Raw genomic sequence first — 21,755 nt, forward strand, 5'->3', positions numbered from 1 at the left:
AATGGCTTGTTAGATCTCACCCCATATCTACCTAAGCCCTAAAAAACCGACTGCTTGTGAGATTTGTCTGTAGCTCACAACAGCCGGGTATAGTTGCCTTCGATTGTTTAATACTTACAGCAATTTGTAACTAAGTGAGCTACAGAATGATCTTTAGCCTGAGTTACTGTTGGCTTTTAACTCCGCTAATTGTGCTGAGTTAACTTTAGCCAAGAAAATTCTTGCTTAAGAGTAAAACAATTTGCTATTATTGTCGTCCGTCTGATTTAAATTTCTTGTTTTTTCGCCCAACCACCTCGCCGATTATCGTCTTGTCGGTTATCATCTCGTGGTTTTGCTTTGTTAACTCTGAGTTGCCGACCCATCCATTCGGCACCATCTAACTCAGTGATAGCCGCATCTTCTTGAGCGTCTTCTTCCATTTCCACAAAAGCAAAACCGCGCATCCGCCCTGTTTCACGATCAGTAGGTAAGACAACTCTTTTGACCTCGCCATAGTCTGCAAATACTGCTTTTAAATCTGCTTCAGTAGCGCGGTAGGAGAGATTTCCAACGTAAATAGTCATGTGGGATCACGTAATTGTCAACAAACAGCGATTAGTTCAGCGAAAAAACAGAGATCAACAAACTACAAATCTTGCGTTGCCGCTTCTGATTTATTTTTATTGATGACGAACGTTGTGGCGCAGCAATCATAGTGCTGGCGTGACTTCAACTAAACTGTCCATAAGGCTGAACTTACGCTTACGCTCATATAATAACTGATTGTGACATTTTTCAAAGTATGGGATATTACAATCCCAAATAATACAAAATAAGCCAAACTTATAGATTTTTAAGATAAAAAGTTCATTGTGTTAATATAGCTAGTCTGATTGTTTCGCCAGTTTTTTTAGTAGTTTTTACTTAAAAAAGCAGTTATTTATACATTGTGATTAGTAATCTTGAGATTACTATTAGATTTACAAACTTTGCTAAAAAACAAAAATTTACCTGCAACTTTGCTGAATCTGTCAGAGTAAGAGTTGCAGGTAAAAAGCGATTAATTTGATGGGAAATCAGCAGCAAATTTATTCAATTGAAATTGTCTGTGGGCCTGTGGCTTTACCATTGCTCACTTCGGTTGTGGAAGTGGGGTAGCTAGTGGTACCTCTTTGTTGATCTAGCCAACTTTTCACAGGATCATCTTTCAGATTAAGTCGCAGCACTCCAGAGAAAAAACCACCGAGAAATGAGACTGGGTGATGAGTTAACTCTTTAAATATTGGTGACAATTCATCAAGAAACATGAAAAATCTCCTGGCAGTGCCATAAAAAATTATTACTTTTTTATCAATCGTAACGCGGGATTCAAAGTCAAAAGTAAAAAAGCAAAAGTCAAAATAAATCTTTTACCTTTTTACTTACTAGCTCCTAGTTAGGTTGTTGATCTGGAAACATACACTTGTCAGAATCACAACCGCTAGGGCCTGCTTCTGTTAGTTCGCCGGAGTCGTAGCGGCTGAGAACAGCACAGAAATCATCGGTTTTACGTCGTGTTAACACTTCTTGAGATAAACGCTCATAAGTTGCTTTGTCTATTGGCTCAAATGGGAGACGGGGGAATGATTGTAAATCGTCAAATCGTGCTAATAATGCGGCGGAAATGTAACCCTCATCATTTTGGATGGCTTCGTAAATTCGCTGTCCTAACGGTTCAACTTCATCAGCCCGTAGTTCTAGGGTAGCGGATGTGTTGTGGGTAACGTAATGACGTTGAACTTGCATGACAAAATCAAATTGGGCTAAGACAGAAAACTTAGATACGTCAATTTGATCGGCACCAGGTACATCAGCCCAAGGTACCGCGACAGGGATTTCCACCAACCATTCACTTACGCGGGGATCAAAAGGATCGTTTAATAAATTACCGTTTTCATCCTTGTCAGCTTGGGAGGGAATGACATTATAGCCGTAGTCAATACAAGCTAAGGCTACGGGGTCATTTTTGCGGAAAGTGATCCGGCGAATAAATCTTTGGGCTTTGGGTGGATGCCAACCAGAACTAGCGCCAGATAATAGAGCTTTAGTTCCACTGGGTTGGACAGTAGTACAACGATTAGGACGTTTGAGATGATGGCGATCGCAATAATCCCACACTGCCTTTTGTACTACTTCTCTCCAAAAGCTGAGATATTTTTCTTCTTGGTGCTTAAATGCTAACCCTTGGGGTGTTGCAGGTCTACCTTCTGCCCACCAGCGCAACCAGTCCACACCAAAAGCATGGACAAAGAAATCAAATAAGCCAGTAAAAGAAACCCCGACAATTGGGTCTAATTCCCGACTATATTGATAGCGCGGTTCCAAAAATTTATGATTTAAAAGTGTCGCTACAGATAATGCCCCAGCAGTGAAAGCTTCCTCTTGTTCTTTGTAATTAAATGGGTCAATTTGATTGAGATGAATCTCTGAAAGATTACAGTGGAAGTTGCTACCAATAATTTCTCCGCATGGATTTAAAGCGTATCTGCTCAAACGATGTTCTAATTCATTAGCATCTATTTCTGGGTAACGTTGTTGCAGCCAATTTTTAGCTGTTCCTTGTTCGTAAGCTTGTAAAAACTCTTTTTTCAATGCTTGGGTAGAAAGCAGATCAATGTTAGCTCTCGCTACAGCTTCACCAGCCCATTGGATCGCACCTTCGCCACTATAATATTGTTTCTGAACAGCTGCGATCGATTCTTCTAATGTTGGCTTGCGGTGAAATACTCTTGTATGATTCGCCATACGTAGAGAATCACGTTCAGGATCAATGCGCCAGTTACCGTTTTCGTCTTGTTGCCAGAGGTTATCTTTAGCTGTAGCTCCGAGTTCATCGTCAGCAGTAAACTGACGCATACCTGCACTGTTATGTGTTAGATAGCCATCGCAGTAAAAACAGTGAGCTTCTTCAACTTCAATGTCGTAAGTTTGAACGTAATCATAGCTACCCAGCCCTTTAACAGTGACAGGAATATCTAAAGAAATATCAGCTTCAGCGATGTAACGTTCATAATTGGCATCTACAGTGCGAGAACCTTGGAATCCCATCTCGCGCATTTCGCTGTAAGTGTAAGCTTGACGCATGATGACACCGGGAACGGTGAAACCATACATCTTCAGCCCTTGGCGCAGTTGGCCTTTGGACGAATGAGGTGCAATTAAAGAGTTATAACGCTCCTTCAGCGCAGGAATTGTCAAGTTGTACTTCACTTGCCACCCTTCTTCCTGGGGACGAGTTGTGGTAAGCCTACCAGCAATTCCTAAACTGGATAAAACTGCACCAACTTGTCTAATAAATGACCGATAAACTGAAGTTACTAGGTAAGGGGGTCGGTTGTTAACTCCTCCGTCACTATCCATTAAACCAGCTAAGTAAGCGGCGCGGATGTCCACAGAACCCTGCAAAATAAAATCAGGAACTACTAAGGGGACATTTGGTTGCTTAATGTAGCGATGGAAATACTCAGCTAGACGAATAGATGAACAGATTGACTTGGCAGTGTTTTCACCTTTGATAATGCCATGAGAGGCTGTTAAGCCAAATAAAGCCAAAGCCGCATCAAGTTTAGCTTGAATTCTAGCTGTGACTTCAACATCTAAACTGTTCATTGCCCATTCAACACGACCGTAGGGCTTACCGTATTTATTGCGACCAAGAGCTACATAGCCGTCACCGTGGGTTAACCCAATTAGCCAAGCTACTTCAGAGGTGAGTTCTGGAACTACAAAAGATTTGGCTGTGCGGCTATGTAAAGGTCGAGTTTGAGTAAAATCTGAAGGCAAATGAGTAACTGTGCCGGGTAAAACTTGAGTATTGTGTAGTAGGCGATCGCCTTCAGCTAAACTAGCAATGTATTTCCAGACAATGCCGCCTTGAGCATCTGCCATCACTGCTTGTCTATGGTTTAAAGTAGCTCTGGGATAAGTACCATTGGTTTCGATTTCATAAACATCTTGAAACCCTTGGTCGAATTTATCGACAACTCGCCGAAATCCTAAAGGAGTCTGTACTAAGTCACCAACTTTTACATCACGAATTGGTACAAGACCTTTAGATGTATGAACCAAAGCATCTTCAGGCAAACAACGCCTAATATTACCTGCAACAATTGTTACAGCAGCTTCGTCAATTAATAGGCAACATTCTACAGAATTTAATTGTCTGCCTAGAGCTTTATTTAAGATGTCAGCACAACGTTGATACAATCCTGGTAATTTCACAGGATTGGCAACGCCGCCAAAACCGTTGAGGGTTTCTCCGGCTTGACGAACATCACTGATATCAACAAATACTTCTACTTCATCTGTAAATCTTTTATCTGTGGAGAGTTCCAACAGAGTTTGATAAGATGCAACCCAACCTTCGCGGCTATCACCAACATGAATGGTAACGCGGTTGCCTTCTATATCGGTTTGTGTAAATTCACGACGTAAGTTTTTCGGAGTGCTGCCAATTTCGCCTTGTACTGTGACATTGAGACGATTACGGATAGGAGGTAGTTGATTAATATACTGTGGTTCGATGATGGCTCCTGTACCGCAGCCCATCATGGCCAAGTCCATCATTAAACCGAAGGCTTTCCAGTCTTGGAGATTGGTAGAGGTGCAATTGTAACCGCCGGAAAAGTTCTTGGGTTTGTTAATCCAATTTGTACCGCCTACCCATAGCCAACGGCCACTAGGTAAAGCTTTAAGTTGGCGTTGTGTTTTTTCTAAGAGGGCAATTTCTTCTGGGTTGAGCTTACCTAATTCGATTAAGCCTTGGATGGTGCGATCGCACACTTCATCGTAAGATTCTCTCAGTCCTGCTCCAGTCCGGCGGCTGTAAGTCCTAAAAAATACAGGATTGGCTGCTGGCGCGGTTTCGGGAAACGTAACACCCTGACGTTTTCTTTCAAGCTCTCGAACCATAATCAAGTCGTGTTGCTGTTGAACAGATTACGACTATACGCTAAGTGAGTTGAGGAGAAAAGATTGAAAAAATGTACACTTTACGCTATGTAATGACAGTACAAATTACAACATAAACTTATGGTGTATAATGCCCTTACTTTACTTATAAATTTATATACTATGTTGTAATTATTTTCAGTATTAAATTTATAGACTGATGGAGGTATAAGACAAATTTACCTTTTACCCCCATCAATCAAATCATTCTTTGTTGAAAGAGAAATCCGAATAAGTTCCAAGGGTTACAGCTTATTTCCAGGAAGATTTGTTTATTCGATTCTCAAAAATTTAGTTATTAAGAATACAAAAGCATTTCTTCCTTCAAAGTCAAATTTACTGTCTATTGCGGTTGGTAACTTTTAATATCTCCAAAAGCGACTTTAGCTGTATTTGGTTAAACCAAGCCATAGCAATAATAACTGCTACTGCAACCCCTCCATAACTGAGTATAGGTACTAGACTTACTGCATCAGGTGGTGGTGGCGTACCTGGGGAAGTAGGAACTATTTGAGAAAGTAAACTTGATGTTTGCTGTCTGTTATGGGTAAGGAATTGCTGAAAAATTTCAGCCTTATTTAGTCCATTTTCTTGCATAATAGTATGGTTGAAATATATTTGTTGAATGCCCTCTTGGTTGTGTGTAAAGACCAAGAGGTTTTTGTTTGTGGAATTAGGTGCTTGTTGAATTAGTAGATTCTGACGTTTTCTTTCAAGCTCTCGAACCATAATCAAGTCGTGTTGCTTTTGAACAGATTATGACTATACGCCAAGTAAGTTGAGGATAAAAGATTGCAAAATTTTCCACTTTGCGCTACTTCTGTAGCTGTACTCATGGAAATGAAAGTATACAATGTCTCTTGCTCCTTGGAGAGGTGCGATCGCTCACGCCCTACATCGCAACCGTAGTCTGGTTTATGCTCGTTACTTACAATTGGCTACAATCCGCGCAGATCATCGCCCTGCTAATCGGACTGTTGTCTTTCGTGATTTTCTTCAAGATACCAATCAGCTAAAATTTATTACTGATACTCGTAGCGATAAAATTGATCAAATCAAAAATCAACCTTGGGCGGAAGCTTGTTGGTATTTCCCCAACACACGGGAACAGTTTCGCATTGCTGGGCGCTTGACATTAGTTGATAGTCATGATGATTCTGGACTACAATCAGCCCGCCTTGCTACTTGGCAAGCACTGAGCGATGCAGCACGTTTACAATTTGTTTGGCCTCATCCTGGTAAACCCAGGAATACAGCGCCAGCAGCTTTTACACCACCAACGCCTGATTCTTTGCAACCAGTATCAAACTTTTGCTTACTATTACTTGATCCAGTACAGGTTGATCACTTAGAGTTGCGGGGCGAACCACAAAATAGAAGCATTTATCAGCTTGATGAAAATCAACAGTGGTTTTGTCAAGAAGTTAATCCTTAAGAAGGCAGGAGGCAGAAGGCAGGAGAGGAGGATAACTTTTGACTATGGACAAATGACTATTGACTAATGACTCACCATTTTTTATAGGGTAAAAATTTACCATTCATGGTGACTTTAACGCGATCGCCTTTGGGGTCTTCTACTTTTTCAATATCCAAAGTAAAATCAATTGCACTCATAATCCCATCACCGAATTTTTCTTGAATAACTTCTTTGATGGGGAAACCGTAAACTTGCATGATTTCGTAAAAACGATAAATCAAGGGATCGGTAGGAACAACAGGGCCTAAGCCTTTTGTCGGATAGCTAATTAGTTCTGCAACATCTTCGGAATCAAGCCCTAACACATCAGCCAGTTTTTGGGCTTCTTCCAAGGAAGCTGTAGCTTGACGATAAAATAAAGCAGCAATCCAGACTTCATCGCGGTCTAAAATTTGTTCTAAGTCTGCAAAGCTTAATCCTTTAATTTTTTTGGCAGCAAGCAGCTTTTGAGTTAAGGCTGGAATTGACATAGTACACTCTGATAAGTCTGCTGGACAAGGAATAGTATACTTTGCCAAGACAATCTCTCAGTTTAGCTTAAGGTAAAATTTCAACTACCGTACCTTTTTTTACTCATTGATACAGTTCATCGACATCTTGGTTTTTTAAGGAAGGACAACCAAAAGTCCAATGATTGCGATCGCAATCATCTGATCTGTACCGGATTTGCCCAAGTATTAAATGAATCCATCATCAGATTCATACTTGTACAGCTATCGATGTCTCAATACCTTTATGAGTATTTTCATTTTTCTCCATTTATATGAAACCACTGTGCATAAAATACGAATTACGAATTACGAATTACGAATGAGAATGCTGCTTTGGCAACTTAACTGTAACTTTAGTTCCCTGTCCTTCTTGACTAGATAAACTAATATTGCCGCCATGCAACTCTACACAGGCTTTAGTAATTACTAAGCCCAAACCTGTTCCTGGGATAGTGTCAACATTACTCCCACGACTAAAGGATTTGAACAAGTTTTCTTGATCTGCAACAGGAATACCAATGCCTTTATCTTGAATTTCTAGGAGAGTTTCAGATTCTTTACCATCCAGATAAATTTCTATATTGCCGCCTGCTGGGGAATATTTGATGGCATTGGATAATAAATTCAATAGTATTTGCCGTAAAAGTCCGCGATCGCCCCAAAAGCTTTGATGGTTTCCTGTCACCTGTAAAATCAATTCATGGCGATCGCCTAATACTTCTTGCTGATCTTCGATTAACTCGGAAATAAATTGCAGTAAATCTAGCTGCTGCGGCTTAAATTTGGTTTTGTCGAGTTCGAGTTGATGGACTAACAGCATATCATCCACAAGTCTGGACAAATGCCTAGCTTTTTGCTCAATGATTTGTAAGAAACGATTTTTTCTCGACTCATTTAGTTGTGCGCCTTGTTGCTTGATTGTTGATGCAGCTGCCAATATCGAAGCTAAAGGTGTGCGGTATTCGTGAGAAACTGTAGTGACGATTTGAGATTTAAATGTATTCAGTTCTTTTTCTTTTACCAATGCGGCTTGAGTCATCGCCAATAGTTCTGCTTGTTGAATAGCGATCGCTAATTGGACAGATACTTGATTGAGAATTTCTACTTCATCAGCTGGCCATAGTCTATCTTCAGAAGTAGGTTGGGCAATCAAAAATCCCCAAAGTTTTGGGTTAGGGTTATTGTTTTGGTTCAGATTAATGGGAACTACTAAATTTATTTGAGGATTAAGTTGCTCTTTTGTCTGAAAACACAAATGACTCAAACTCGCTTCATGGTGATGGGAAATTTTGCGTCTGCATCGCCAACGATGATTTTCACCCAGATTGCTGTAAGCCACCACTAAGTTTTTTTGTTTAGTCGTGACGCTACTATGAGCTACTTGTGTAGTGACAAAGCTGCTTTCTTCTTGATAGCAAGTATCCCAGAGGCGATCGCATATTTGCTCAGGCTCTTTAGATGATGCGACTATCTTACCATCCATATCAGAAGTAAACTGATAGACCATCACGCGATCGCACTTCAAAAGTTGCTGTACTTCAACTACAGCTGTATGCAGAATTTCTGCTAGATTCAGCGACTGACGGATGCGAAGTGCTGTTGTCGCAATTAAACGCTGTCGTTCTTGCGTTTTGCTGAGTTTAACTTCAACGCGAGATTGTTTAATGGCATTGCGAACTGCTAATTGTAGTACATCTAACTGGAGGTGCTGTTTAACTAAATAATCATACGCACCTCGTTTCATGGCTTGTACTGCAACTGCTTCGTCACCACGCCCTGTCAACATGATTATGGAAACAGGGGCTTCAACCTTACGCTTTTTCAAACGCTCCAGCAAATCTAACCCACTCATGTCAGGTAGGCAAAAATCCAGCAAAATCACGTCACAGTGGATTGATTGGCACAACGCCAGCCCTTCTTCCGCAGAATCGGCCTCGAATATCTGATATGAATTTTGAGGATCTTTTAAGAGATATCGACGATAGATTTTCCGATCCTCGGCACAATCATCAATGATGAGTAGCGTCCAGGTGTCCGGCATATTAAGAATGGGGGAGAATGTTTACACTCCTTCATTCACAATCCCATACATTACTGCAATTGTTAATTAATCATTACAAAAATATAAATAAAATCTTAAATTTTAAGGTACAGAAAAGTCGGGTGGGCAAAGTTTGCCCACTCTACCTTTAACTTTTGTACCAATTATCTAAATCCAGGCTATAGATAATTCTCCCCCTGCTCCCTGCCCCCTGCCCCCCATCTGCCTATGTGTAGCCATATTTTGGGGAATTGGTATTAATCCCCAGGTGGCACCGTATTACTCTCTAACCAATAGTCAACAAATGCTTGAACCGTCTTTTGCAGTTCTTGAGCATCCATCGGCTTGACTAAATAGCCATTGGCTCCTTTTTGGTAGCAAAATTCAATGTCTTTGGGGTTGGATGAGGTGGTAAAAACCACAATGGGGATTTTCTTTAAACTTATATCTTGCTTGAGCCGTTCGAGGATGTCACGGCCATCAATCCCCGGTAAATTCAGGTCAAGCAAGATGACAGAAGGCGTTGGTATGCTGTTAGGGTTTTGAGAACTTTTTTCTTGATAAAGCAAGTCTAAAACCTCGTCCCCATTAGTACATCTATATATGGGGTTCGGGACAGCCAACCGCCGCATCAGGCGTTGCAACATTTTAAAGTCTTCATTGCTATCCTCAACAACCAACAGAGGTTTGTTAAGTTTTTTCGTCATCAGAGATTTTAAAAAATGTAACAAAAAATTTTAATTATCTTAAACTATTGTCCCAAGGTGAAATAAAACGTAGAACCAATACCCACACTGGATTCAACCCAAATTTGACCGTTGTGTAACTCAACAATTTTTTTAGAAATGGCTAATCCGGCTCCTGTTCCGCCGCCATACTTTTCTTGAGAGTGTAGTCGTTTAAATAGGCGAAAGATGGTTTGGTAATGATGTTGTTGAATGCCAATACCGTTATCTTTGACATAAAAAACAGGAAATGAGGTAGCTTTTAAGGTATTATCTGATTCTCTCTCGCTGATAAAGCCAATTTCAATTAATGGTTCTGGTTTATCGTTATATTTCAAGGCATTGATGATCAAATTAGTAAAAACTTCGTTGAGAAGTACCGAGTCACACGGAACCGTAGGTAACGGCCGAGGAATGTGAATATAAGATTCAGTGTCTTGACGACTGCTACTAATTACCTCAATGACTTGGTTGAGCAATTCATTGAGATCGGTAAGTTGAAGATCGGTTTCTGTTTGTCCTAATTGCGAGAGACGCAACAGGGAATTAATCAGAGTTTCCATCCGCACAGACAAAGAAAGTACAGTCTGTAAGTAATCAATGCCATCTTCATCAAGAACTTGGGCATAATCTTCGATTAAAATTGTCGAGAAGTTATAAATGCCGCGCAAAGGTTCTTTGAGGTCATGAGAAGCAGCATAAGCAAAAGATGCAAGTTCGTGATTACTGCGTTCTAACTCTTGATTGATTTTGGCTAACTCTTCCGCTTTGGAAAGAACAATCCCGACGATCGCATTTTTCAAGGCCAAAGCATTATCAATCTCACACTGTTTCCAAGGTAGAGAAGTTAACTGGACTATTTCTTGCCACTTTTCAAAGGATGTGCGCGGGCAAAAAATAATGCTACCATCCGCCTGTACCTGAATTGATGTGTTGGGATTTCCCGCCCAATTAATAGTTTGCACAACTTCCGGGCGAAACCAGAGAATATAGTAACGCTGGATTTGGGAAATACGTAACAATAGTAAGCCACTGGCTGTATTTTTAAATTTAATCGCCTCTGGGTACTGTTTCGGGAGAGAATCGGTGGTAAAAATGCGATTGCTAACTTGACTATCTACCCAAGTAATTAGCGATCGCACTTGTTCTATATTTGGTGTTGCGCCCACCAGTGTAATTTCATTATCTAGGCATACCGCCGCCCCAGTAGCATTGACCAGAGCTAATAAACTCGGTTGCGGTTTAATTAACGCATCTATAAAATTATCCGCCTGAGAAATTAACTCGACAAATTCCCCTTGGAGAGATTTCAGCCTAACTTCATAGTCTAATTCTGAGTGAATAACTTTGTGTCCTAACTCTAAGGAAACAATCTGTCCTAAAAATTCGCAGATTTTCCGCACTTCATAAGCTAGATACTTCGGCATTGGATGATGACAAGAAATTAACCCCCATAACTGCTGATTTTTAATTAACGCAATCACCAGAATGGCGGTTACGCCCATATTTTGATGATAGGTAACACAGCAGGGGTCAACACTCCGCAATACAGCCCAGCTTAAATCAACGGGTGTAGCGTCGGCTGAATTTTGGGAAATCAACTCCACAGATTGGGCTGGGAAATTAGGGATAAATCGCTGCAAACATTGAGTATATAGCTGTCTTGCAGGTTCAGGAATATCTGTAGCCGGATAGTGCAGTCCCAAATAAGGCGGTAAATCTTCGCTTTTGACTTCCGCAACTACTGAACCCGCACCTTGTTGATCAAATTGATAAACCATCACTCGGTCAAAAGCAGTGATTTTGCGGTATTCTGAGGCAACTAAATGCAAAAATTCTGCGAGATTGGAAGTATTTTGTAGTTTGGCGATCGCTTCACTCACCAAACCATAAAAACCTAAAAAACTCACCTCATCATCACTGTCTCTTGGCTCTAGTTCTAAAATTAAAGCATTGCTTGTCCGATGAACAATAGCATCAAAATATCGCTCGCCATTGATAGTTGTGATTGGTATTTTGAAAGTTGTGAAACTACCAATTTTTTTCTCTAAGCACTGTTTAATGGCTGTTACCTGTTGAGTAGCCAGTAAACAACTCAATGGTTGACCAAGTAACTCTTGGGGTTGTTGATCCAAATAGTTCTGAGTATTGTTGCTAACTTGCCAAATTTCTAACTCAGCATTAAGTGCGAGTAATAAACCATGAGGCTGTATCGACCCAGAGAGATGAATCGGTTGGTCATGGTTATTTCCAGAAGTAGTTTGAGCAGTGATGTCTTCAGGACTCATGATGTGAATAAGTAAAGTTTAACTGATGACAATGCACTAAATCGCAGATAGAAATTATTCTGCCTTGCTCTTGCTACTGATTTGTCGAAACTAGAATGTAAATCAGAACTGTCTCAAATTATCATTTTTAACTGCCGACTTCTGCATAATTTCTAGCACCCAAGAATTATTGATATAAAAGTTACCTTAATTGCCAATTACTGATGTGCCTTTAATTTGACTAAAAGCGTCAAAGCAATTACAGTCAAGTATTATAAGATTTGTTTCTTTTATCTAGAATGTTGGTATCTAAATATTTACTGGTACTAATAGTCACTAATATAATTAAATCTAGCAAGTCTCATCAAAGAGTATGTGCATTTTAAGAAATCAGCACCAGCCTTGAAGAGACAAATCTGCTATCAAGAACTTTTTCTGTCGTACAAGGCATTTTTCATGAATCGCAAGAATTTTTTGAGCATCCTGACAACAACTGTATTTTCTTTTATATCTTTCCCGGCGATCGCCCAAGCAGAAACCCAATTTCAAACACCTTCTCGGAATATTCACTGCTTAATCGCAGATCAAAGTATTCGTTGTGATGTTTTACAAATTACTGGAAGAATCCCACCCCAACCCAAAGACTGTCAATTAGACTGGGGTCATGTATTTAATTTGAATGCGCGGGGTAGTGGATATCGGGGTTGTTATGGCGACACTGTAGCAGATGCCAACAGTCCTGTTTTGCAATATGGTAAAACGTTGCGTTATCAAGGTTTTGTTTGCACATCCAGAAGGACAGGCTTAACTTGCGTTAACCGAGATAATCGAGGTTGGGAACTTAGCCGAGAGCGACAAAGATTTTTTTAAAATTGCAGCATCTCACACCATTTCACTCAATAAATGATACGAATAATTTCTCCTCCGCCCCTCTGCCCACGCCAGTCGCTACAAGTCGGGAAACCCGCCCAACGCGCTGTCTCCCCTGCGGTCTATTTGTATCAAACTTAAAGTGAAACGGTATCAATTGAGAGTGCGATCGCCATTCAGTAAAACCAATTAATTGCTGTTTTTACACCTTCAAATTGCTCAAAAACTATCAGTTATATTATTTTTTATCTAAAAAATATGGGGAAATAACTAAGTTTAATTCCCCATATTGACAATAGATTAATGTTAGCCAAGCAAAATTAGTACGTAATATTCAAGTTTATAAATCATTTACTGTGAAAATAATCATTCAGTCAACAAACTCGGCGAAGTTAACACAAATACATCTCTAATTCCTAAACCATCAGTTTGAGGTTTGATGGGAGTCGTAAAATGGAAAAATTCGTGGTCGTTAACTAATAATAGTTCACCGGAATTTAGCACTTTGCTAAAAACAGGCTTCTCTTTTTTCGCAGTATATAAATGAGTTTCTCCCCCTTGAATATTTTCTCTAGCAACAGAGAATATGCCGATAAAATCAGTACCATCTTGATGAATACCTTCAGGTGCTGGATTACCCATATTTTCTGCGGAACAGATAGTTCTGATTTGATGAACACCTATTTCTGCTTCTGGGTGGAGTTTACAAGAATCACTAAACGCTAAGACCATCTTTTTAAAGATATCAAGCTTAATGATGCCATCTTCCAATTCCGAGAACTCTCTTTTAACATCTCCTAATAACGGATTGTATGTCTTACTTTGAAAAAGATAGCCATGAGGTAATTTTATTAACTCATTTCCAGAAACAGTAAACCGAGATAATCTTCTTAAACGATAATTGCCCTTGATATAAGGATCAACTGGCAAATTATGAAAGAATGGCTCAAAACCTTCTGGATTAATTGAATTTACTTTTCTTAATGTGAACAGAAAGGCATATTCTAATTCCGTTGATTCCCATACTGTTTGCATAGGATTTACCTGCTGGTTAGGTTTCAATCCTCCGCTATTTTTCTTTCTCGGAGGCTTATATACCGAGTATATGCTACTTTTTATTAAAGTGTCGTTAAATTAACTACAGAAATTGACAAATTGTGATAAAGCAATAACTTTACAAAAAAATAAAGATATCTTCTCTCTAGTCCCTATCTTGCAAACAGTTCTAGTTTTTTTATTCAATTCGGGTAAATCTCAAATAAAAGATTTTGCCTAGCCAAGTTATTTTTTTAGTCGCCATAGCCAAATGTCTTTACCTTCCCAGGCTGGCTTGATTTCATATTCATTTTTAAGTTTACGAAGTAGTGAATTCGGTGGTCTGTAAATGAATATATCGCCAGATTCATTAGGTATCGTAGGAATTTTTGGCTCAACTGTTAGTCTAAGCCTGACATACGGTTCAAGCAGATGGCTTAGAGATAGCATAATGCCAACATCATTATGGGTTAAACATTTTTGACTTGTGTGTACATCGCAGTTAAAAAAGGGGATTTCTGGGGATCTAGATATGTGCAACTTCACATTAAATTAGTATTAGCCAACTCAATAATCAGTAAAATTTTACGCCCAAAACGAGCAGAGAGTTTACCTGGTCAAACCCGATGAAATTTCAACTCAAGATACTTGCACGGAAGCAAAGACAAGGTTCACAAAGCATCGTTCACCTAAAGTATCGCAATGGTAATGTCGAGATTATCGGTTTAGGTGTATGGTACTCATACTGGCGCGATCCCTATCATTTACTGCTGACAGTTCCTTGGAGTGGATTTGTTCTATTAATTTGTGCTTTTTATGTAGTTATTAACACTCTGTTTGCTTTGGCTTATTTATTAGGGGGAGATTGCATTACGAATGCTCGTCCAGGGTCTTTTTTAGATGTGTTTTTCTTTAGTGTGCAAACTTTGGCATCTATTGGCTATGGGGCAATGTATCCCAAAACAACTTATGCCAATATTATTGTGACGATAGAGGCGATTGTTGGGGTGATGGGAATTGCTGTGATGACAGGGTTAGCCTTTGCTCGGTTTTCTCGTCCAACGGCGCGTGTCATATTTAGTCGTGTGGCGGTAATTGTACCCTATGAGGGTGCGCCGACTCTGATGTTTCGCACTGCTAACCAGCGGCGGAATTTAATTTTGGAAGCACAGATGCGGGTGTATCTAATGCGTGATGAAGTGACCGCAGAAGGTGATTTTATGCGCCGCATTTATGATCTTAAACTTTTGCGCCAGCAAACTCCTGGCTTTGCCTTAAGTTGGTCAGTCATCCATGTAATTGATGAGTCTAGTCCTTTATATGGGATGACACCAGAATCTTTAACTCAAACTAACTGTGTACTGATGGTATCTTTAAGCGGCATTGATGAAACAGTGGCACAAGTTGTTCATGCACGTCATAGCTATGGTAGTAATGAGATTTTATGGAATCATCGGTTTGTAGATATACTGCACCACGCATCTAATGGACATCGTTATATCGACTACAACCACTTCCATGATGTTTTACCTTTGGAGTAAAGCCGACAGGAACACAAAGTTGTTTTATTAAAAATGATGTAATATTATTAAGGATTATTTGAATCTAAGACATCTGTCCTAATTTCTAGCTGTTTTTTTGCACGTTTTAATTGTTTCCAAAGAGCCTTAATTTGCTGGTAGGCTTCTTCTGGAGAAAGTTTACCATTTGTTTGCAGGTTACTAATGTAGCCCACTCTTTGAGCAAATTCTTGTAAATTAGCGTTAAATACTAGATATTCTGGCTTAAACTGACCGTAATAGCAACTACGTGGATAAAGAAAGTCAGAGAGATTAGATAGAAAATCTGATTGCTCTGTCATAACTATTTAAATTTGGAGAATTTAATCAAACATTAGCAGTTGAGAAACTTTAGCACATCTTGTGTAAAGACAAAGTAAGCATAGATACAGGGATTCCGAGTTGTCGGATAATGCTAACTATCTTAGTCAGAGGATTCTTCAAGAGTAGTACCAACTTTGCTGGTATTAACAGTATACTAACTGAATCTAGAAAAATGTAACTAAATTAACTTTTTTCAGCTAAAACTAATGCTATGGGGGTATTAAGCATGAGATATCCTCCAATATAGGAATTTTAGCTAGGTTGTACATGTACCTATCAGGTTACTTACGGCTAATTATGCAAGCTGTATAAGTAAGACTGTCAGGCGATGTTGAAGTTGATGTTGACAATCAAATCGTGAGAGTGGCGATCGCTACTATTAGGTAAATCTTCAAAACAAAAAAATATCATTCCCGGCGGGAAACTGGGAATGAGTGCAAATATTTATTGAGTTGGCATTTAATTAGAAGCTGCTGTTTCTGCTACATTACTGATGAGTTGCTCTAAAGTGCCGAGTAATTCTTGCTCGTTATATGGTTTGGAAAAATAAGCTCTAGCACCAAGTTGGATAGCGAGTTGTTTATGTTTATCGCTACTACGAGAAGTCAGCATTGCAACTGGGATATTTTTCCAATCAATGTTGTTTTTAACTTTTCCTAAAAATCCATAACCGTCAAGACGAGGCATTTCGATATCACAAATTACAGCAGCAATTTTCAAGCCTGTTTCTAATTTTTCTAAAGCATCTTGACCGTCTTTTGCTTGTTCTACTTGGTAGCCACCTTTTTCTAGGGTAAGTGCTAAGAAGCGGCGGACATTAATTGAGTCATCAATAATTAAAATCTTGCCTTTTGGTTTGGGAGGTAACGCCGCCAGCTTTTCACTATCAACAAACAGGAACGGTGTTTTTAATCTGACTGAGGGTAGTTGATTGTTTTTGGGAGTGTTTTGGTTAGTAGCAATCCAATATAGTAATTCGTTAGCATTAACTAAGGCGACAACTCGACCATCACCGAGAATTGTACAGTTACTAAAACCTTCCGGTAAAGGGATATTACCTTCAACTTGACGGATAGCAACTTCTTGTTCACCCCAACAACGGTCTACTTGGACAGCAACAGTTTGATTGTTACCTTTGACTATTAATACACTACTAGCGTTAATGGCTGCGGGAGTTTCCAGTTCTGGACTGTCGTAACGCGGACAATTGAAATCCAAATATTGTCCCAGGCGAATCAAAGGTATCATTGTACCTTGCCAATTCAGGACTTCGCTACCGCCCATTGAGATGATGCGATCGCTTTGGAGTAAAAATATTTCCGAAACCACATCAGTGGGAAAGGCCAGTAATATTTTACTGGTTTCAACTAACAGCACTCGCGCCACAGACAGGGTAAACGGTACTGATAAGGTGAAGGTGGTTCCCTTTCCTGGCTCAGTATCAACTGTGATATCACCGCGCACCAGTTTGAGGTTGTTGCGAACCACATCCATTCCCACACCACGACCAGATAAGGCGGTGACTTTTTCGGAAGTACTAAACCCTGGTTCAAAAATGAGTGAAAGTAGTTCATCATCACTCGCACTTTCTAATAAAGAACTATCTAACCCCATTGCCAAGGCGCGAGCGCGAATTTTTTCTAAAGAAATACCTCGTCCATCATCCCGCATAGTAATAATTGTGCGATTGCTGCGGTGAGTGGCTTGAATTTCGATTAATCCTTGTTCTGGTTTACCTAAGCTGTGGCGAGTGGCTGATTCTTCTATGCCATGATCAAAAGCATTCCTTAATAAGTGCATTAAAGGGTCATTTAATGCTTCTAAAATACTGCGTTCAATTAAAGTATTGCCACCTTCAATTTTTAGCTGGACATTTTTGCCATACTCCACATTTAAATCGCGGATAGCTCTAGGAAAACGCTCAACTAATTCAGAAATTGGCCGCATCCGCACTTGATTGAGCTTGGTTTGCAATTGTTTGGAGGTTTTGTTTAATTTGCGAGCAATTTGATCAGCATCATCTACACTTAATTGAATGTCTGTGGAAACTTCTTGCACTTGGACAATAGTTTCGATCACATCTTGCGATCGCAAATTAATTTCTTCTAGGGAGTGCTGGGTGCTGGCAAGGTTTTGAGTGGTTAGTGTTGAGTGCTGAGTGGGAGAATCAATACTTTCGTTTTCTGAGCTTTCGACCAATGTCATTCCGTGGTGCTGACGCGCATTAGCTGATAGTACTCTGTTATATGCCATCCGTAGTTCTTGATTTTCCCGATCAAGAGTTTGCACTCTCTGGTTGAGATTCCGCGAGAGTTTACGTAATTTTTCTAGTTGGGAATGTAGACCGTTTCTTTGAACTATGAGTTCACTAAACAAATCATTAATTTGTTCTAGTTGTTTACTGGGAACTCGGACTGAGTTTTCTGAATGTTCACGGTCTTTGCCATTACTAATTACTTCAGTTTTGTGTTCGGCAATAATGGTGTTGATTGCTGGCAGACTAATACTTTGATTAATCTCTGCATCTAAGGGGACAAAATTACTAACAGTTATTTCTTCTGCTTGCCCAATCAATGGCGTTTCTGTTAGTTCTACTTCTTGGTTAACACCGTTATCTGTAGCCAGAAATTGGGCGATCGCATCTGCGGTTGACAGTTGCTCAAATTGATTATAATTTGTTGATGTGGTTGGTGCTTCACTTAACTCAATTGCTCTAGGTAAACTATCGAGTTGATTCGTTAAGACTAAAGCTTGCGATCGCCGCCATGTTTGCAATGCTATCTGGGCAATTTCGGGAATGCGTTCTGGTGCAGCACATTCCACACAGCGTTTGATGAAATCACACAGTTGAGTAAACGCTGTTAATTGCAGCATTTCTCCCAAACCGCCTAACTCAGCAGCCATAATTGCCACTTCTTCTTGCAAACATGGTTGTTGACTATCAGCCAACACAGATTCTAGCCGTTGTAAACAACCTTCGACTTCGGTTTCAAATAATAAATGAATAATATTTTGTCCATCTTCTGGTGACAACATAGTTGTTGCATCTTCAGGACTAGGATCACCCAAACGTTGATGAAGTTCATCAAAGACTGGAAAACAAAAACTCGTTAACCATTGTTCTTCGATGACACTTTCTGTTGATAGTAAATCCACAATCTGACGCATCCAATCAATTGCCGACAGCAATAAACTTTGCAATTGTTGGTCAATTTCTAGAGAACTTTTTCTGGTTTTTAAGACTTTAAAAGCATCCTCTAAACGGTGTGCTAAATCACTTAGCACCCGAAATCCCATCATTGCTGCACCACCTTTAATTGAGTGGGCAGCGCGGAGTGCGCCGTTAATTTTTTCTAAATCTATACGATGGCTCGTGTCGATTTCCAACAATACTGCTTCTAAAGTATTGAGGTAATCTGTCGCTTCTTCCAGAAACTGCATCTGGATTTCTAATTCTTTATCTTGTGACATTGTTTTTATTATTTAGTCAATAGTCAATGGTGAGCCAGTGCGTTGGGCGGGTTTCCCGACTTGTTCGCGTAGCGTCTCCGATTAGGAGAAGCAACTGGTGAACCCGAAGGGTCAATGGTCAATGGTCAATAGCCCAACTTTTGACTATTGACTTTTGACTTTGGACAATTTTTAGTTAACTTTAAAAGTCTCAACAGTCTCTTGCAACTTATGAGAAATCTCTACAGTTTGTTTGAGAGATTGGCAAACTACGCTGGAAGAATCTCTAGTGCGTTGAGAGATAGCAGCGATTTCTTTCATTAATAAGCTCACAGTTTGCGATGTTTGCACTTGAGATGCGGTTGCAGAAGAAATAGACTGTACTAAAGAATCAATTTGCCGGGAAACATCGAAAATTTGACCGAGATTTTGCTTGGCTTCTTCTACTACCCGCGCACCTTCGCCAACTTGGGTAGTACCAATTTCCATCGCTTGAACAACTGCGCTGGTTTCCCGTTGGATGTTCTCGACAATTTGTTCAATTTCTTGGGTGGCTGCGGCACTACGAACTGCTAACTCACCTACTTCTTCGGCTACCACAGCAAAACCTTGGCCTTCTTCACCAGCACGGGCGGCTTCTATACCTGCGTTGATGGCGAGTAAGTTGGTTTGCATGGCAATTTGATTAATTAAGGACACCACGCGGGAAATTTGTTGAGAAGATTCTCCCAACCGTTTAACTTTTTGGGCTGTTTCGCCAACACTTTCCCGGAGAGAGAGGATGTTCTGCACTGTTAAATACATTGCTTCTTCACTCTTGGAAGCATTTTGAGCGGCGTTGTTAGCTACAGTGGCGGCTTGTTCGGCACTATTGGCAACTGCTTGCATGGAATGTGTCATCTTATCAACAGCATCTAGGGCGCGGTTAATTTCCTCAGCTTGCACTAGTGCTTCGTCTGCAAGTTGGCTAATAGCGCTTTCGTTAGAACCAATAGCAGTGTTTACCTGAGTGGCGGCTTGTTTAACTTGGGTGACGATATCCCGCAAATTTTCGACAATAGAGTTGAAAAAGTCGGCGACAGTGCCAATTTCGCCGTCTGTCACATCAGCGCGGACAGTTAAATCACCTCTAGCTGCACCTTCGATGTCATTTAGTAGTTCTAAAAGTTGCAGTTGTAAGGCTTCTTGTGTTGGGCGTTCGGCTGGGGAAGTTGCTTCAGTAACAGTCTTGGTTTGGGCAATTTCGGCGGCTTGTTCTTTGACGAATACCTGCAATTGAGCAGCCATATTATCAATATTGGCACTCAATACACCTAACTCGTCTTCTCTTTCTGATGCGAGACGGGTGTTGAGTTCACCTTGTCCGAGTTTGGCGACAGCTGCGGTGGCATTGATAATGGGCAATGTGGTACGCTTGGCTAACCAAGCTGCGATCGCAGCAACAATGAGTCCAATTAATCCTGTACCGATGGTAACTATCCACAACAATTGCCGTTGAGTGCCATATAAAATTGCCGCATCAGTAGTCAACAATACTTGCCAATTAAAATCTGATAACCCGGCAATTTTTGGCGCAGGTACGTAACTAATTAATTGTCGTTTATGATGACTTTGGGGAACAGTTGTCAGGGTAGAGATATTGCTTGTTGCGAGAATTTTGGCTAAACCAGGATACTCGGCTTTTGCTTCTTTGCCTAATAATTCTGGGCGTGAACTTAAGAAAACTTTGCCAGAATTATCTAGCAAAGCGTATTGATAGCCGTTAACAGCATAGTTTTTGATTGTTTCTTCTAAAGCTTTAGTCGGTAGGCTGGTTCTGACAACTGCCAAAGTTTTGCCTGTGACTGTATCTTTGATAGGTGCAGCTAGATAAATATCAGCAGATTTTTCTGGTTGACTAATTACCGCAGCATCTTTTTGCAGAGTTGCTTGAAAATAGTTATTATCTTTTTGGTTATCTAGGGCTTCACCAGAAGACTGCACAATTACATTACCATCCGTGCCAAAGACAGCAATACTATTATAAGTTTGATAAGCTGCGAGAATTTTATCTAGTAATGCTTGTTTTTCTGGAGTACTAGTATTTCTGGTGAAGTTACCATTCACAAATACAGGCAAGTTAGCCAGTATTTGAATATCTCCATATCTTGCAGACATAAAGCGGTTAACTTTATCTGTTAAACCAATAGCTTCAGCCGTTTGAAATTGGGTAATTTGCTGAGTCAATGATTTACTCGCAAAAGTATAGGCGATCGCACCCATGACTAAAGCTGGTATAGTACTGATGGCGATCGCTATAATTGTGGCTTTAGTTTCTAAACTCAGCCGTTTTAAATTTCCACCAAGATTATGCTGCATATCTCCATCAGATTTAGCAGCATTACTATTAGTCGTTAATGGAATTTTACTCTCAGAAAGTTTGGTAGATGTAATCAAAGAAGCACGATTTTTACCATCACCACTCTTAGCCGTGTCAGTTTTATTAAACATCCTGAAATTCTCCTGCATAGGTACATCAAAAATATCTCAAGTTATCTGAAGTCCA

General features: G+C 40.1%; 15 protein-coding genes. 3 read left to right on the forward strand and 12 right to left on the reverse strand.

Annotated elements, in window-relative coordinates; translation table 11 throughout:
* Window positions 1–266 precede the first annotated feature (266 nt).
* The 4 genes from rbp to AC504W_RS03035 form a co-directional block, all read right to left on the reverse strand.
* Entirely contained in the window at window positions 267–566 is a 300-nt protein-coding gene (rbp, locus tag AC504W_RS03020; protein WP_494876182.1) for an RNA-binding regulator, read from the reverse strand.
* 504 nt (window positions 567–1,070) lie between these two features.
* Window positions 1,071–1,289 (reverse strand): ssl0294 family protein, encoded by a 219-nt coding sequence (locus AC504W_RS03025; protein WP_096584014.1) that lies wholly within the window; start codon window positions 1,287–1,289, stop codon window positions 1,071–1,073.
* Window positions 1,290–1,413: 124 nt separating this feature from the next.
* Window positions 1,414–4,932, reverse strand: coding sequence for a ribonucleoside-triphosphate reductase, adenosylcobalamin-dependent (nrdJ, locus tag AC504W_RS03030; RefSeq protein WP_494876183.1), 3,519 nt, complete (start codon window positions 4,930–4,932; stop codon window positions 1,414–1,416).
* Between the two features lie 375 nt (window positions 4,933–5,307).
* Window positions 5,308–5,700, reverse strand: a complete 393-nt coding sequence (locus AC504W_RS03035) for a hypothetical protein (protein WP_494876185.1) — start codon at window positions 5,698–5,700, stop codon at window positions 5,308–5,310.
* Between the two features lie 124 nt (window positions 5,701–5,824).
* On the opposite strand from AC504W_RS03035, the gene AC504W_RS03040 reads away from it, so the two are divergent.
* Window positions 5,825–6,406 (forward strand): Npun_F5749 family FMN-dependent PPOX-type flavoprotein, encoded by a 582-nt coding sequence (locus tag AC504W_RS03040; RefSeq protein WP_494876186.1) that lies wholly within the window; start codon window positions 5,825–5,827, stop codon window positions 6,404–6,406.
* 71 nt (window positions 6,407–6,477) lie between these two features.
* Here the strand turns inward: AC504W_RS03040 and cynS are convergent, their stop codons facing one another.
* From cynS to AC504W_RS03060, 4 genes are all read right to left on the reverse strand, one after another.
* Complete coding sequence (cynS, locus tag AC504W_RS03045) at window positions 6,478–6,918, reverse strand: cyanase (RefSeq protein WP_096584005.1); 441 nt, start codon at window positions 6,916–6,918, stop codon at window positions 6,478–6,480.
* A gap of 334 nt (window positions 6,919–7,252) precedes the next feature.
* Window positions 7,253–8,980, reverse strand: coding sequence for a hybrid sensor histidine kinase/response regulator (locus AC504W_RS03050; RefSeq protein WP_494876188.1), 1,728 nt, complete (start codon window positions 8,978–8,980; stop codon window positions 7,253–7,255).
* Between the two features lie 257 nt (window positions 8,981–9,237).
* On the reverse strand, window positions 9,238–9,687 hold the full coding sequence (locus tag AC504W_RS03055) for a response regulator (protein WP_494876190.1): 450 nt from the start codon (window positions 9,685–9,687) through the stop codon (window positions 9,238–9,240).
* 44 nt (window positions 9,688–9,731) lie between these two features.
* On the reverse strand, window positions 9,732–11,993 hold the full coding sequence (locus AC504W_RS03060) for an ATP-binding protein (RefSeq protein WP_494879531.1): 2,262 nt from the start codon (window positions 11,991–11,993) through the stop codon (window positions 9,732–9,734).
* A 435-nt stretch (window positions 11,994–12,428) separates the two neighbouring features.
* Between AC504W_RS03060 and AC504W_RS03065 the strand changes: the two genes are divergently transcribed.
* Window positions 12,429–12,842: a DUF6636 domain-containing protein gene (locus AC504W_RS03065; protein WP_096583994.1), complete on the forward strand. Its 414-nt coding sequence runs from the start codon at window positions 12,429–12,431 to the stop codon at window positions 12,840–12,842.
* Window positions 12,843–13,208: 366 nt separating this feature from the next.
* On the opposite strand, the gene AC504W_RS03070 is transcribed toward AC504W_RS03065, so the two are convergent.
* Window positions 13,209–13,877, reverse strand: a complete 669-nt coding sequence (locus AC504W_RS03070; RefSeq protein ID WP_494876193.1) for a 2OG-Fe dioxygenase family protein — start codon at window positions 13,875–13,877, stop codon at window positions 13,209–13,211.
* Window positions 13,878–14,503: 626 nt separating this feature from the next.
* Between AC504W_RS03070 and AC504W_RS03075 the strand changes: the two genes are divergently transcribed.
* Window positions 14,504–15,418 carry an ion channel gene (locus AC504W_RS03075; protein WP_494876194.1) on the forward strand — a complete coding sequence of 305 codons (915 nt, stop codon included), beginning with the start codon at window positions 14,504–14,506 and terminating at the stop codon, window positions 15,416–15,418.
* 47 nt (window positions 15,419–15,465) lie between these two features.
* On the opposite strand, the gene AC504W_RS03080 is transcribed toward AC504W_RS03075, so the two are convergent.
* The 3 genes from AC504W_RS03080 to AC504W_RS03090 form a co-directional block, all read right to left on the reverse strand.
* A complete protein-coding gene (locus AC504W_RS03080) occupies window positions 15,466–15,738 on the reverse strand; it encodes a DUF7219 family protein (protein ID WP_096583981.1) in 273 nt (90 codons plus the stop codon).
* Window positions 15,739–16,219: 481 nt separating this feature from the next.
* Window positions 16,220–19,231, reverse strand: a complete 3,012-nt coding sequence (locus tag AC504W_RS03085) for a hybrid sensor histidine kinase/response regulator (protein WP_494876195.1) — start codon at window positions 19,229–19,231, stop codon at window positions 16,220–16,222.
* Between the two features lie 171 nt (window positions 19,232–19,402).
* Window positions 19,403–21,700, reverse strand: a complete 2,298-nt coding sequence (locus AC504W_RS03090) for a methyl-accepting chemotaxis protein (RefSeq protein WP_494876196.1) — start codon at window positions 21,698–21,700, stop codon at window positions 19,403–19,405.
* Between the last annotated feature and the right edge of the window lie 55 nt (window positions 21,701–21,755).

The organism is Nostoc sp. C96 (assembly GCF_059384975.1).